We start from the raw sequence: 13,615 nt of genomic DNA, 5'->3' as shown, positions 1-13,615 counted from the left end.
CGGGCACCGGACCACGGTGCCCGCCCCGGGCGGTTCCCGCGGACGCTCAGAGGAACAGCGCCAGGAGGAGGAAGGCGGTGCCGGTGCTCAGGAGGGCGGCGGCGGGCCCTGCCGTGGGCTTGTCGAGGAGGGGGCAGGCGCAGGCGAGGAGGGCGAGCGGGTGGAGGACGAACAGCCCCGAGGTGAGCGGGCCGCCGACGGTGTGACGGGCGAGCAGGAGGAGCGCGAGCCAGCCGGCGGACACGGCGCCCCACAGGAGAGCCGTACGGGCGGCACCGAGTGCGGTGGCCCGGGTGCGGACGGACCGGGCGAAGCCGGTGAAACGCTCGCGCAGGGGGCCGGCGGGCCGGGCGGAGACACCGACGGCGACCACCGCGAGGACGGCGCCGAGCAGGACGCCGCCGGCCCAGAAGAGGTCGGTGCCCAGGTCGATCCGCTCGGGAGGCCTGGGACGGGCGGTGCCGTCGGGGGCGTAGCGGACGGTGACCTCCGTGCCGATCCGCAGCTCCGGCTCGCGCTGGTCGAGGCGGCCGCCGGGCACGGGGGTGCCGTCGGGGGCCGCGAGGGCGTAGTCCCAGGACCGCTCGCGGGTACCGCCGGTGCGTTCCTTGTCGACGACGTGGGCCGTCACCGTGGAGCCGGAGTCCAGCACCAGGTCGTCGCGGACGTTCTTGGCCGCCGCCGCCGTGACGACCAGCAGGAACGGGACGATCACGACCGCGACGCAGCCGCGCCGGGTACCGGCCAGGCGGCCGAGGCCCGCCGACAGGACGGCGGTGGCGGCCACCAGGACGCCCAGGCCGGCGGGCCGGCCGTACGAGCCGTAGGCGGCGGTGAGGCCGACGATCGACAGCGGGGCGGCGAGCGCGAGGGCGGCCGTCAGCGGGACGGAGCCCCGGCGGGGCTCCGTCCTCGGCCGGGCGGGGTGGGTGCCGGTCACCCGAAGGCCTTCCGGACCTTGTCCCACTGCTCGGGCGGCAGCGCGTCGCGGCTCTCGTCCCGGGGCGGGTGGAGGGAGATGCCCCGGTAGGCGGTGGCGATCAGCGGCAGCCACTCGTCCCAGTGGCCGATGTCCTCGGTGGTGAAGACGGCCGCGACCACGTGGGGGCTCCACGGGTGCGGGATCAGCAGTTCGAGCTGGCGCACCGTGCCGACGGACGGCTCGGCCACGCCCCAGACCACGCCGGGCGTGGTGACGGTCAGTTCGCGGGCGGCCAGGGCGGCGCGGCCGAGCGGCAGTTCCACCACGCCGACGTCGGCGTCCGGCCAGGCCTCGGCCAGTTCGGCGGCGACCCGGGCGGGGTAGCCGCCCGGGTCACCGAGGTCCTGCGGGCGGAGGAAGACGGCGAACACGCCGTGGACCGGCTCGCCGTCCCCGGCCCGGACCAGGCAGCTGGACAGGTGGACGGCGCCCTCGCGCAGCTGGGCCTGGAGCGCGGTCTCGGAGGCGATCACGGCGGCGAGCTTCTGCTCGGCCCCGGTGTCGGGGAAGAGCGCGTCGAGCTGTTCGGCCGCGCGGGCCATCCGGTCGCCGGGGTCCTCGTCCAGGTCGATGGCGGTGAAGCCGGCCGGGAGGTCGAGCCAGAGCGGCGGGGCGGCGGCCCCGGTGGTCTCAACGGCCATGGCCGGCCATCCATCCGCCCACACCGAGCAGGTTGCCGACGGTGGACACGCTGCCGACGAGGACGTTGGCCCTGCCTCCGCCGCCGACCATGCCCGCCGAGCCGATGAGGTTGTTGCCGCCGGTGGTGTAGTTGATCCCGCTGGTGAGGGCGTCGCTCGGGTCGTCCTGGGTGAGCCCGTACGCGGTGGGCACGGCGAGCCCGGTGGTGGTGGCCGCCTGGACGCCGTCGGCGATGTCCATGGCGGCGGATTCGGAGACGCCGAGGTACCTTGCCGGTTTCTCGATCCCCTTGGTGAAGAGCGGATTGGCCGGGTCGATCGCGCGGGAGGCGGCGCGGACCTCGGTGGATCCGGCGGCGACCACGCCGCGCACGCCCTCGCCGGCGGCGACCGCCTCCCGGGCGGCGGTCACGCCCTTGGCCGCGACGCCGACACCGGGGATCGCGCCGAGGACGTCGCCACCGAGGGCCAGCCAGTTGCCGATGTTCCGCTGCGGCGGCCACAACCGGCCCTTGGTGGCGTACTGGGCGCCGTGCGTGACCGCGGCGGCGGCGCTGAAGAGGACCGCGGGCAGCGCGAACGCGGGGAAGAAGAGCGCCGCGACGCCGCAGACGCCGGCCGCCACGGTCAGCAGGTCGGCGCCGTGGTCCTTGAACCAGTCGCCGATCCTGCCGAGCATGCCCGGCTCCGGCGGGGCCTTGCCGTCGGCGGCCTTGCGGACGGCCTCGGCCGTCTTCCCGGCGTCCGACCGGTGGGTCCCGGCGAGCTCGTGGGCCTGCTTCCGGAGGCCCTCCAGCTCGGTCGTGGCGCTGTCGAGCAGTTCGGCGGCCGAGTCCAGGTGGCTCTTCGCGGCGGTGTAGCGCTTCTCGGCTGCGGCCAGGCCGGCGTCGTCGGAGGAGTAGCGGTCGGCCGGCCGGAGGTCGGGGCTGGCGGCGGCGGCGCCGTGCGCCCGGTCGGCCTCGTCCCGCTTCTTCTTCGCGGTGACCGCGGCGGCGGCCAACTCGGCGGCCTTGGGCTGGTGTTCGGTCAGCGCCTGGTACCAGACGTCGAGTGCCGTGTAGGCGGCGGTGATCGACTCGGAGGCGTCCTGGAGGTAGCCGGGCAGTTCGCCGAACCGCTCGGAGAACTTCCTGGCCGCCTCGCCCGTCCACTCGCCCTCGCCGGCGGTGATCCGGGACAGCGCGGTGTGCACGCCGCTCAGGTGCTGGCCCACTCGGCGCAGGCCGTTGCTGAGCGTGGTGACGGCGCCGGAGTCGCCGGGGGCGGGGTCGAAGCCGAGACCGGACCAGTCGGGCGCCGCCGGCGCGGGGACGCTCACGACCGCCCCGCCGGGGCGAGGACCTCGACGATGCTCTGCTCGGTGCCGTCGTAGTTCTCCCGCACCCGCTCCAGGCCCTCGTCCAGGGCCTTGACGCACTCGCGGACCTTCTTCAGACCGAACTGCCACTTGTCCTTGAAGTGCCCGCAGGCCTCGTCCAGGAAGTCGTAGCCGGTGCCGGTGTGGCCTGCCGCCTCGAAGGCCTTGAGGCCCTGCTCCAGTTCGTCGCCACAGCCCTTGAGGTCCTGTGCCAACGTGGCGAGGAATTCGGTACCGACCTTGAAATCGGCCATTTCGGCCCCCGATGCGTCGAATGTCGGACCGGGCGAGCATAGCCCCGGCGGACGGGCCGGTGATCGCCGTCGCCGGGCCCCGGGGGTGCTCGGTACGGGACCTCCGCGGGCCGTCGACCCCTTCTCGACGTCGGCGGCCCGGGCCTGGGGCGCACCGGCGCGGACGGTCCTCGGCAGCGCCGGAATCCGCGCTCCTCCGGGGTGACGAGCCGCACCACGGCCGTGACGAACAGTTCGGTGGCGGTGGCGACGGGGGGCCCGGCAGGGGAGTCGGGCGGCCCCGCAGCGTGACGAACCGTCAGGAATGGCCGCCCTTGAGGTTGAGCACGACCACCCCGACGATCACCAGCGCGATCCCCAGCCACTGGAGGCGCCCGAGCGACTCGCCGAAGGCGACCACCCCGATCCCGGCGACCGCCGCCGTGCCGGCCCCGGACCAGACCGCGTACGCGACCGAGACCGGTATGTGCTTGAGCGCCCGGCCGAGCAGCACGAAGGAGAGCACGTAGCCGATGGCGACGCCGACGCTCGGCCAGAGCCGGGTGAACCCCTCGGTGAGCTTGAGGCAGCTGGTGGCGCAGACCTCGCTGACGATGGCGAGGGCGAGCAGGAGATAGGGCATGTCAGGGTCGAACCGCGCCGGCGCCGGCGAGCTTCCCGAGCAGCGCGGGGTCGGCCAGTTCCAGGCTGGCGAGCAGGGTGATCCGCTCGCCCCGCGGCATCGGCGTCGCGGTGGACGGTACGGCGAGCACGGCGCAGCCGGCCGCGGTGGCGGAGGCGACCCCGGTCGGGGTGTCCTCGACGGCGAGGCAGGTGGCCGGGTCCAGGCCCAGGTGCTCGGCGGCGGCGAGGTACGGGTCGGGCGCGGGCTTGGTGCGCGCGGTGTCCTCGGCGGCCAGGGTGACGGCGAACCAGTCCCGGCCGATGACGGACAGCACCAGGTCGACCACCCGGCGCGGGGAGGCGGAGACCAGCGCGGTGGGCACCCCGGCGTCGCGCAGCGAGGCCAGCAGGGCGAGCGCGCCGGGGCGCGGTACCGTCTCGGCGGCGACCTTGCCGGCGAAGGACTCGTTCAGCCGGTCGGCGATCTCGGCCTCCCGGAGGTCGGTTCCGCTGACCCGGTGCAGATGGGCGGCGGTGTGCTCGACGGCCTGGCCGAGCACTTCGGGGGCGTCCCGGTCGGTGAGCGGGTGACGGAGCTCCTCGGCGAGTTCGGCGGCGGCCTGCCACCACAGTTGCTCGGTGTCGACCAGGGTGCCGTCCATGTCGAAGAGGACGGCGGCGGGGAGTGCGGGCCGGGAGCCGGAGGAGGGGCCCTCCGGCGCGGTGGACGCGGACATGGCGGTGTCAGGCATGGCGGTACCTTCGGTGGTTCTTCCGGTGGAGCGGGGAGGTACGAGGTTCTCAGGCGGCGCGGCGGTCCACCAGTACCGGACGCTCCGGCAGGGTGAGCGCGGCCCGCGCGCCGGCCGGCAGCGCGGTGGCGGCCTCGGTGGGCAGGTCGGCCTTGACCTCGGTGCCGTCGTCCAGGCGGACGGTGAGCCGGGTGACGGCGCCCAGGAAGGAGGCGGTGACCACCAGGGCCGGGCCGTTCTCGTCCGGGGTCAGGGCGACGTTCTCCGGGCGGACCAGCACCTGGAGCTCGCCGTCGGCCGGGACCTCGCCGTCCACCGCGTGCCGGCGGCCGAGCACCTCGACCCCGTCCGAGGTCCGGGTGCATGGGATGCGGCTCATGGTGCCGACGAACTCGGCGACGAACGCGGTGGCCGGCCGGCCGTACAGCTCGGACGGGGTGGCGCACTGCTCCAGCCGGCCGGCGCGCAGCACCGCGACCCGGTCGGCCATCGACAGCGCCTCCTCCTGGTCGTGGGTGACGAACAGGGTGGTGATGCCCAGCTCCTGCTGGAGGCGGCGGATCTCCTCGCGCAGCTGGAGGCGGACCTTGGCGTCCAGCGCGGACAGCGGCTCGTCCAGCAGCAGCACGCGCGGCTGGAGGGCGAGCGCGCGGGCGAGCGCGATGCGCTGCTGCTGGCCGCCGGACATCTGGTGCGGGTAGTGGTCGGCGCGGTGCGGCAGGCCGACCAGCTCCAGCAACTCCTGGGCGCGGGAACGACGTTCGGCCTTCCCGTTGCCGCGCATCCGCAGCCCGAAGGCGACGTTGTCCAGCGCGGTCAGGTGCGGGAAGAGGCTGTACGACTGGAACACCATGCCCGCGTCGCGCTTGTGCGCGGGGATCGCGGTGATGTCCTGGCCGTCGACCAGCACCTCGCCGGAGTCGTGCTGCTCGAAGCCGGCCAGGATGCGCAGCGCGGTGGTCTTGCCGCAGCCGGACGGGCCGAGCAGGGCGAGCAGCTCGCCCGGCCGGACGGTCAGGTCCAGGCCGTCGAGGGCGGTGGTGGCGCCGAACGCCCGGCGCAGGGAGCGGAATTCGACGGTGGCGCTGCCGGGGGAGAGCGAGGTGCCGGTGGCGGTGGCGGTGGCCGTGGTCATGATGGGTGACTCCGGGTGGGGTTCAGGAGGTGGCGGTCTTGGCGTGGCGCTCGCGCCCGGCGGTGGCCAGCAGGAGCAGCAGCAGCCAGGTGAGCAGCAGGCTCAGGATGGAGACCGCGACCGACATGTGGGCCTGGCTGTTGCCGACCGAGTAGATCCAGACCGGGAAGGGCTGGAAACCGAGGATCGAGGCGGTGGTGAACTCGCCGAGCACCAGGGCCAGGGTGAGGAACGAGGCGTTCAGCAGGGCCCCGCGCAGGTTCGGCAGGACGACGGTGAACACCGCGCGCGGCCAGCTCGCGCCGCAGTTGCGGGCGGCCTCGACCAGGGTGCGCACGTCCATCGACCGCAGGCCGGCGTCCAGGGCGCGGTAGGCGAGCGGCAGGGCCATCAGCACGTAGGCGATGACCAGCACCAGCGGGAAGTCCGGGTCCTGGATGAACACGAAGGTCTGGAAGAACGGGGTGTCCATCAGGTAGTCCGGGCCCCAGCGGAGCACGCCGATCAGGCCGGCGGTCAGGGCGACCGGCGGGACGACCAGCGGCAGGGTGCAGAGCACGTCGATCACCGGGCGCAGCTTCGGCGAGCCGAGCCGGACCGAGATCAGCGCCGGGACCAGCAGGAGCAGCAGCACCACGACGGTGACGACGGCGAGGCCGAGGGTCAGCCAGAGGCTGTCCAGGAAGCCGGGGGCGGAGAGCAGCCCGGTGTAGGCCGAGAAGGAGATGCCCTGGGGATCGTCGATCGAGAACCAGAAGGAGGCCGCGAGCGGGACGACGAAGTACACGCCGGCGATCAGCAGGACGGCACCGCGCCACCAGCGCACGTTGCGTCGGGCCGGACGGGCGGGGGTGGTCAGCTGAGCCATCGGGTGCTCCGGCGCTGGAGGGGGAGGTACACGGCCATCACCAGGACGGCCACGACGATCATGTTGAGGCTGAGGGCGAGGGCGAGGTTGCCCTGGCCGACCAGCACGTTGCCGGAGAGCGCGTCCGCGATCGAGCGGCTGACCAGCGGGACGGTCGCGCCGACCATGGCGGCGGCCGTCGCGTAGGCGGCGAAGGCGCTGCCGAAGAGCAGCACGAAGCCGCCGAGCAGCGAGGGCAGCAGGATCGGCAGGGCGACGTGCAGCCAGTACTGGAGGGTGGTGGCGCGGTTGTTCTGGGCCGCCTCGCGCCACTGGGTGCGCAGTCCGTCCAGCGCCGGGGTGATGGTGAGCACCATCAGCGGCACGAGGAAGTACAGGTAGACGACCGTCAGGCCGGTGAACGAGTACAGCGACCAGCCGTGGTCGGTGAGGTGCAGCAGCTTGGTGATCTCACCGGCGTTGCCGAGGGTGGCGACGAAGGCGAAGGCGAGCGGCAGGCCGCCGAAGTTGGCGAGGACGCCGGAGGCGGTGAGCACCGCCTGGCGCAGCCAGCCGTGCCGGGAGGTGACGATCGCCTGGGCGAGCGGCAGGCCCAGCGCGGTGGCGAGCAGCGCGGTCAGCGCGGACAGCTTGAGGCTGCTCAGCATGGCCGTCCGGTAGCCGCCCTGGAGGGAGTCCGTCAGGTTGTCGAAGGTGAACTGCCCGGCGCCGGTCTCGGCGTCGCTCGACGTGGTGAACGCGCCGATCACGATGGCGACGGTGGGCAGTCCGAAACCGATCAGGAAGAACAGCAGCAGGGGGACCGCGGCCAGCCAGGACGCGCCGCCGAGGCGGGCGAGCGGCCGTCGTCGCGGGACGGGAGCGGTGGTGGTGGGGGAGGTGGTCGTGGCGGTGGCGGACGCCCCCGCGCCGCCACCGGGGGAGGTGGCGGCGGGGGTGGTCGGCACCGGGGTGGGAGCCGTGGTCATGAGTGCCTTTTCTCAGCCCGTAGTGCGGTGGGTGGTGGGGCGTCAGCCCGAGATGGCCTTGGTCCAGTTCTCGGTGACGACCTTCTTGGCCGCGTTGATCTGGTCCACGGTCGGGAAGGTGGTGAACGGCTTCTCGACGGCCGGCAGCTTGGCGGCCGCGGCGGCGTCCAGGGAGCCGTCCTTCTTCAGGGCCTCGAAGGTGGACGGGGTGGCGTAGCCGCCGAGGAAGAGGTTCTGGCCCTCGGTGCTGAACAGGTACTCCTGCCACAGCCGGGCGGCCGCCGGGTGCGGGGCCCACTTGTTGATGGCCTGGTTGTAGAACTGGGCGTAGGAGCCGTCGACCGGGATGGAGACCTTCCAGTCGACGCCCTTGCCCTTGAACTCGTCGGTGTAGCCGGCGTTCAGGTAGGACCAGTCGATCGAGATCGGGGTCTCGCCCTTCTCGACGGTGGCCGGGGTCGACTCGACCGGGTTGAAGTTGCCGGACGCCTTCAGCTTGCCGAAGAAGTCGATGCCGGGCTGGATGTTGTCCAGCGAACCGCCGTTGGCGAGCGCGGCCGCGTAGACGCCGCCGAACGCGGAGCCGGACTTGGTCGGGTTGCCGTTGAGGGCGACCTGGCCCTTGTACTCCGGCTTGAGCAGGTCGGCGAAGGTCTGCGGGCAGTTGGCGATCTTCTTGGCGTCGCAGCCGATCGAGACGTAGCCGCCGTAGTCGTTGACGGCGGCGCCGTTCGCGTCCTTCATGGTGTCCGGCACCTTGTCGAAGGTGCTCACCTTGTAGGGGGCGAGGATGCCGTCCTTGACCGCCTGGAGGGCGAAGGCGCTGCCCAGGTCGACCACGTCGGGGGCGCGGTCCTGGCCCTTGCGGGAGTTGATCGCGTTGATCTCGTCCTGGCTGGAGCCGTCCGGGTTCTCCTCCTCGACCTCGATGCCGTACTTGGCCTTGAAGCTGTCGATGATCTTGCCGTAGTTCGCCCAGTCCCGGGGCAGCGTGATGACGTGCAGCTTGCCCTCCTTCTTGGCGGCGGCTACCAGGCCGTCCATCCCGCCGAAGTCGGCGACGGAGGTGGCCGTCTTGGCGTCCTTGACGCCGCCCTTGGCGGTGTCGCCGGACTTGGCGCTCGACCCGGCGGAGCCGCAGGCGGTGAGGGAGAGCGCGGCGGCGGTCAGGACGGCCGCGTAGGCGGCGGCGCGGGCGCGGTGCACGGTCACGGGGAGGTCTCCTGTTGAGGAACGTACTGCGAGGGCGTCCGCGGGGGGTTCCGCGGGCTTGCGTCTCGCGAAGGGCGGCGGGCGGCCGGGTGAGCGGCCGTTCGACGTCGTCCGAGTTGACTAGCCAACTTCGCTGACGGCAGTAAGTACGCCGGAACCCGGTGACGGGAAGGTGAACGGACGGCCCAGAACCGGGGTCGGGTGCGGGAACGGTGGAATCCGGCCATCCGAGCTCAATCCGTTCGGTGCGATGCTTCGAGGGCGCAGCGGGATAAGGTCGGGCTGTCCGCGCCGGTACGGCTGCGCAGGACACCGCCCCAGGAGGGAACTTGACTGACGTGGCACTTGGATCCGAGCGCCCCGTGGCCGAGCAGCAGCGCCCCGCCGAACCCGCGTCCGGCGCCCTGTACCGCAAGGTGGCCGCCGACCTGCGCGAGGCCATCACCACCGGTGCGTTCGGCGAGGCCGGCCGGCTGCCCGCGGAAGGCGCCCTGGCCGAGCAGTACGGCGTCTCCCGCGGCACCGTCCGCCAGGCGCTCGCGGTGCTGCGCTCGGACGGACTGGTCACCTCCCGCCGCGGCACCCGCCGGGTGGTGCTGGGCGGAGCCCGGGTGCAGAGCTTCTCCGAACTGCTCAGCTTCACCCACTGGGCGTACTCGATGGGCGAGGAGCCCGGCGGCATCCTGGACTCGCTGGTGCGCCGCCCGGCCGACGCCGCCGAACGCGAGCAACTGCGCCTGGAGCCGGGCGCCGAGGTGTACGTCATCGTCCGGCTGCGGACGCTGTCCGGCGCGCCGGTGATGGTCGAGCGCACCGTCTACCCGCCGCGGGTCGGCGAGATCGTCGCCGAACTGCCGCCGGACGTGGTCTCGCACACCGAAGTGCTGCGCGAGCACGGCATCCTGTTCACCGACGCCGACCACACCATCGACGTCGTCGTGGCCAACGCCGAGGACGCCCGGCTGCTCGGCTGCCGCCGGGGCGGTCCGCTGCTGCGCGAGCGGCGGCGCACGACCGACCCGACGGGCACGCCGGTGGAGTGGTCCCAGGACCGCTACCTGCCCGGGACGGTGGCGTTCAGCGTGCACAACTCCCTGGCCACGTCGGCGCTTTCGCGGCACGCGCGGGAGATGGACTGACCCTGCGGGAGGCGTCGCCGCTCCACCGTCCCCCTCCTGGTGCCGGCGCGGTACCGCACCACGCGTCGGTGCGTCGGTGCGTCAGCGCATCAGTGCGGCGAGCAGCGGGCGGTAGTGCTCGAAGCCCGGGGCCGGGGCGCCGGCCACCTTGGCCAGCTCGTCCCAGCGCCGCACCGCCACCGCGTCTCGCGCGCCCGGGAGTTCGGCGAAGGCGGCGGCCCGGCGCTCGTCCATCGGGCCACCCTGGACGCCCAGGGTGTACTCGGAGGCCGCGGAGAGCCGCTGCCGGTACCCGGGCTCGACCGCGCACAGGTAGCGCTTGGCGGCCACGTGCAGCCGGACCGGCTCGGTGACCTCCGGGCCGAACCAGCGGGCCAGCCAGTCGGCCCCGGTGTCGCTGTGCCGGTTGTCCTGACCCTCCATCAGGTCCTGTCCGTGCCGGGACCCGTGGCCCTGACCGTCGAAGAAGTGGCCGACGTCGTGCAGCAGCGCGGCGGCGACCAGGTGCGCCTCGGCTCCGGCGGCCTCGGCGGCGGCGGCCGCCTGGAGCATGTGCTCGGCCATCGTGACCTCCTCGCCCAGGTACTCCCCGGCGCCCTCGCCCGCGAACAGGGCGGCGATCTCGTCCAGGGCGGCGGCGTGGCGGCGCAGCACGGCGAGGGTGCTCTGCAGGCCGTCGAGGTCGGCGTAGCAGCCCTGGAGGTGGCGGTGGCCGTCCTGCCGGAACGCCGTCCGGGCGTGCAGCAGGCGGGTGTTGTCGAAGACCAGGCAGTCGCCGGGGCCGAGCCGGAAGGCGAGCTGGAGCTCGGGGCGCAGGGTGATCGCGGCGAAGCGGCGGTAGGCGGTGTAGAAGGCGTCCAGGTCGCTCGGGTCGTCGCGGCGCAGGGTGCCGATCGAGCGGTTGTTGAAGCGCACCTCGCGGATCCGGCCGAGCGGGTCCACGTCGATCAGCGGGCGGTCGGCGCGCAGTTCGGTGCCGCGGTCGCGGAAGACGAACGGGACGGGCGTGCGGGTGAGGACCCCGAAGTCGGCCGGGGCCTCCTCGCGGAGGACCGCCGCCGCCCGGAACCCGTCCACCAGGGCCGAGTCGCCGCCGGTCGCGGAGTTCTCCAGGCAGTGCAGCAACTGGAGGGTCGGCACCGGGTCCCGGTACGGGTTGTCGGTGTGCGGGGTGATGGCGGCGCTGGTGAAGGCGAGGTTGTTGGGGGACGGTTCGACCCGGACGTCGAACAGCTCGCCGTAGTTGGTGACCCGGACGTGGCCGAAGCTCTCCGCCACCCGCAGCACCTGCCGCTCCACGGCCGGCACCCCGCGCAGCACGGCGAAGCCGTCGCGCCGTACGGCGGTCAGCACCGCGGCCCGCCGGGCCGGGTCGGCGAGGTACGCCTCCCAGGGGGCCTCCGGGATGCCGTCGGCGAAGTCCGCCGCCGCCCAGAGCCGCTTGCCCCGCTCGGTGCGCCCGTCGCCCTCGTCCGCCCCGGTGAGCCACTCCAGCGGGTAGCGGGAGCGGTGGCCGTCCGACCAGAGCACCTCCAGGTGCCCGTCGGCCTCGGTGCCGCGGGTGACCGTCAGGCCTTCGGGCAGGTCGGCGATCTGGAACAGCTTCTGCCCGTTGCGCGGGTCCCGGCACTCGGCGCACGGGCAGTTGTCGCGCAGCCAGTACGGCGGCAGCTCGGTCATCGGTCTTCTCCTCGACTCCGCGATCTTGGCGTGAAGTTGTATAGCCAACTTCACGTCCTTGCGGGGAGCCTGCCTGCCTTGGGTGAGTTCCACGTGCCGCGCGGGTGAACGCTGCGGGAACGGTGTCGGGAGCCGGTGGCCGAACCTCGCTCCGCCGCCCTCGCCGACACCGCCGCCGCCCACGCCCGCGAGTTCCGCGGGACGGCCGAACTGCCGTCCGGAGCCTCCCGGCGGTCCCGGCGGGCCGTTCGGGTGAGGGGTGCGGGGCGCGGGGCGTTTCGGGGAGGGCGGGCGTCGGGGCTGCGGCACTGTCGGAGGAATTCCTCCTGCTGCGAGAGGCGATCCGCCGTGTCCCATTCCTCCTCCAGCCCGCCCGCCTCCGGCCACGCCGGGCTGCGGCGCGAGGTCGGTGTGATCGGACTGCTCTGGGCCTCGGTCGGGGCGATCATCGGCTCCGGCTGGCTGTTCGGCGCCCAGAAGGCCGTGGTGGCGGCCGGGCCGGCGGCGCTGCTGTCCTGGGGCATCGGCGCGGTGGCGATCGTGCTGCTGGCGCTGGTGCACGCCGAACTGGGCGGGCTGTTCCCGGTGGCGGGCGGCACGGCGCGCTACCCGCACTACGCCTTCGGCGGGTTCGCCGGGATGTCCTTCGGCTGGTTCACCTGGCTCCAGGCCGCGACCATCGCGCCGATCGAGGTACAGGCGATGATCAACTACGCCCAGCACTGGAGCTGGGCGGACGGCCTGCTGCACAAGAACCTGACGCTGACCACCTGGGGGTTCGTCGTCGCGGCCGTCCTGCTCGGAGTGTTCGTCGCGGTCAACTTCCTCGGCGTACGGCTGCTCGCCCACACCAACAGCGCGGCCACCGTGTGGAAGGTCGCCATCCCGGTGCTGACCATCTTCGCGCTCGGCATCACCGAGTTCCACACCTCCAACTTCGACGTGCACGGCTTCGCGCCGGACGGCGCCAAGGGCGTGCTGGCGGCGATCAGCAGCAGCGGGGTGATCTTCGCGCTGCTCGGCTTCGAGCAGGCCATCCAGTGGGCCGGCGAGAGCCGCAACCCGCGCCGGGACATCCCGCGCGCCGTGCTCGGCTCGGTGGTGATCGGCACGATCGTCTACGTGATGCTCCAGGTGGTGTTCATCGGAGCGCTGCCGCCGGAGACCTTCGCCCAGGGCTGGAGCACGCTCGACTACCCCGGGATCAGCGGGCCGTTCGCGGGCCTGGCGACCCTGATCGGCCTGGGCTGGCTGGCCACCGTGCTGTTCATCGACGCGGTGATCTCCCCGGCCGGCACCGGGCTGGTCTACATCACCTCCAGCTCCCGGGTCACCTACGGCCTGAGCCGCAACGGCTACGCCCCGCAGGCCCTCCAGTCCACCGACAGGCGCGCGGTGCCCTGGCTCGGTCTGCTGATCGCCTGGGCGGCCGGGGTGATCTGCTTCCTGCCCTTCCCGAGCTGGCAGCGGCTGGTCGGCTTCATCACCTCGGCGGTGGTGCTGATGTACGCGGGCGCCCCGCTGGCCTTCGGGGTGCTGCGCAAGCGGCTGCCGGGGACGGAGCGCTCGTACCGCCTGCCGGCCGGTTCGGTGGTCTCGCCGCTGGCCTTCGTGGTGGCGAGCCTGGTCATCTACTGGTCCGGCTGGGACACCCTGTGGCGGCTGGGCCTGGCGATCGTGATCGGCTACCTGCTGCTCGGCGGGTACTCCTGGTACGCCCGTTCGAAGGGGGTCCCGAACGCGCCCCGGATGGACTTCCGGGCCGGGCAGTGGCTGCCGGTCTACCTGGTCGGGATGGGCCTGATCTCCTGGCAGGGCGGCTTCGGGGCGGGCGCGCGGGGGAACCTGCCGCTGTGGTGGGACATCGTCGTGGTGGTGGCGTTCTCGCTGGTCGTCTACTACTGGGCGCTGGCGATCGCGCTGCCGGCGGAGGAGATCGAGCGGAACATCCGGGGCGTCGAGGTGGTGGACGTCAACGGGCACTGAGCGGCGGTCGGAACGGCGGCGGCCCCGGAGGAGGTCCG

Annotated in this window: 13 protein-coding genes; 2 read left to right on the top strand and 11 right to left on the bottom strand. The window is 73.3% G+C overall.

What is annotated here, in order from left to right:
- Positions 1-46: 46 nt before the first annotated feature.
- The 10 genes from ACFRMQ_RS12860 to ACFRMQ_RS12815 all read right to left on the bottom strand — a co-directional run bounded on the left by ACFRMQ_RS12860 (position 47) and on the right by ACFRMQ_RS12815 (position 8,772).
- Entirely contained in the window at positions 47-940 is an 894-nt protein-coding gene (locus ACFRMQ_RS12860; RefSeq protein ID WP_380730046.1) for a hypothetical protein, read from the bottom strand.
- A complete protein-coding gene (locus ACFRMQ_RS12855; RefSeq protein WP_380730044.1) occupies positions 937-1,623 on the bottom strand; it encodes a hypothetical protein in 687 nt (228 codons plus the stop codon). The genes ACFRMQ_RS12860 and ACFRMQ_RS12855 overlap by 4 nt, the downstream gene beginning before the upstream one ends.
- Positions 1,613-2,941 carry a putative T7SS-secreted protein gene (locus ACFRMQ_RS12850; protein ID WP_380730042.1) on the bottom strand — a complete coding sequence of 443 codons (1,329 nt, stop codon included), beginning with the start codon at positions 2,939-2,941 and terminating at the stop codon, positions 1,613-1,615. The genes ACFRMQ_RS12855 and ACFRMQ_RS12850 overlap by 11 nt, the downstream gene beginning before the upstream one ends.
- The gene (locus tag ACFRMQ_RS12845) at positions 2,938-3,234 is read right to left on the bottom strand and encodes a hypothetical protein (protein ID WP_380730040.1); all 297 of its coding nucleotides are present in this window, start codon (positions 3,232-3,234) and stop codon (positions 2,938-2,940) included. The genes ACFRMQ_RS12850 and ACFRMQ_RS12845 overlap by 4 nt, the downstream gene beginning before the upstream one ends.
- 298 nt (positions 3,235-3,532) lie before the next feature.
- Complete coding sequence (locus tag ACFRMQ_RS12840) at positions 3,533-3,856, bottom strand: DMT family transporter (protein WP_380730038.1); 324 nt, start codon at positions 3,854-3,856, stop codon at positions 3,533-3,535.
- Position 3,857: 1 nt separating this feature from the next.
- Positions 3,858-4,589, bottom strand: coding sequence for an HAD family hydrolase (locus tag ACFRMQ_RS12835; protein WP_380730036.1), 732 nt, complete (start codon positions 4,587-4,589; stop codon positions 3,858-3,860).
- A 49-nt stretch (positions 4,590-4,638) separates the two neighbouring features.
- On the bottom strand, positions 4,639-5,724 hold the full coding sequence (locus ACFRMQ_RS12830) for an ABC transporter ATP-binding protein (RefSeq protein WP_380730034.1): 1,086 nt from the start codon (positions 5,722-5,724) through the stop codon (positions 4,639-4,641).
- Positions 5,725-5,746: 22 nt separating this feature from the next.
- Entirely contained in the window at positions 5,747-6,592 is an 846-nt protein-coding gene (locus ACFRMQ_RS12825; protein ID WP_380730032.1) for an ABC transporter permease, read from the bottom strand.
- Positions 6,580-7,560, bottom strand: a complete 981-nt coding sequence (locus tag ACFRMQ_RS12820) for an ABC transporter permease (RefSeq protein WP_380730030.1) — start codon at positions 7,558-7,560, stop codon at positions 6,580-6,582. Before ACFRMQ_RS12820 ends, ACFRMQ_RS12825 begins: the two co-directional genes overlap by 13 nt.
- 42 nt (positions 7,561-7,602) lie before the next feature.
- Positions 7,603-8,772: an ABC transporter substrate-binding protein gene (locus ACFRMQ_RS12815; protein WP_380730028.1), complete on the bottom strand. Its 1,170-nt coding sequence runs from the start codon at positions 8,770-8,772 to the stop codon at positions 7,603-7,605.
- Between the two features lie 338 nt (positions 8,773-9,110).
- On the opposite strand from ACFRMQ_RS12815, the gene ACFRMQ_RS12810 reads away from it, so the two are divergent.
- Complete coding sequence (locus ACFRMQ_RS12810) at positions 9,111-9,911, top strand: GntR family transcriptional regulator (RefSeq protein ID WP_380730026.1); 801 nt, start codon at positions 9,111-9,113, stop codon at positions 9,909-9,911.
- An 81-nt stretch (positions 9,912-9,992) separates the two neighbouring features.
- Here the strand turns inward: ACFRMQ_RS12810 and ACFRMQ_RS12805 are convergent, their stop codons facing one another.
- Positions 9,993-11,591 carry a TauD/TfdA family dioxygenase gene (locus ACFRMQ_RS12805; RefSeq protein WP_380730023.1) on the bottom strand — a complete coding sequence of 533 codons (1,599 nt, stop codon included), beginning with the start codon at positions 11,589-11,591 and terminating at the stop codon, positions 9,993-9,995.
- 348 nt (positions 11,592-11,939) lie between these two features.
- On the opposite strand from ACFRMQ_RS12805, the gene ACFRMQ_RS12800 reads away from it, so the two are divergent.
- Positions 11,940-13,577: an APC family permease gene (locus ACFRMQ_RS12800; protein ID WP_380730021.1), complete on the top strand. Its 1,638-nt coding sequence runs from the start codon at positions 11,940-11,942 to the stop codon at positions 13,575-13,577.
- Positions 13,578-13,615: the final 38 nt, after the last annotated feature.

It is taken from the genome of Kitasatospora sp. NPDC056783 (assembly GCF_042789895.1).
Classification (GTDB): domain Bacteria; phylum Actinomycetota; class Actinomycetes; order Streptomycetales; family Streptomycetaceae; genus Kitasatospora.
The sequence above is the reverse complement of the archived record's forward strand: the minus strand, read 5'-3'. Positions and strand labels throughout refer to the sequence as shown.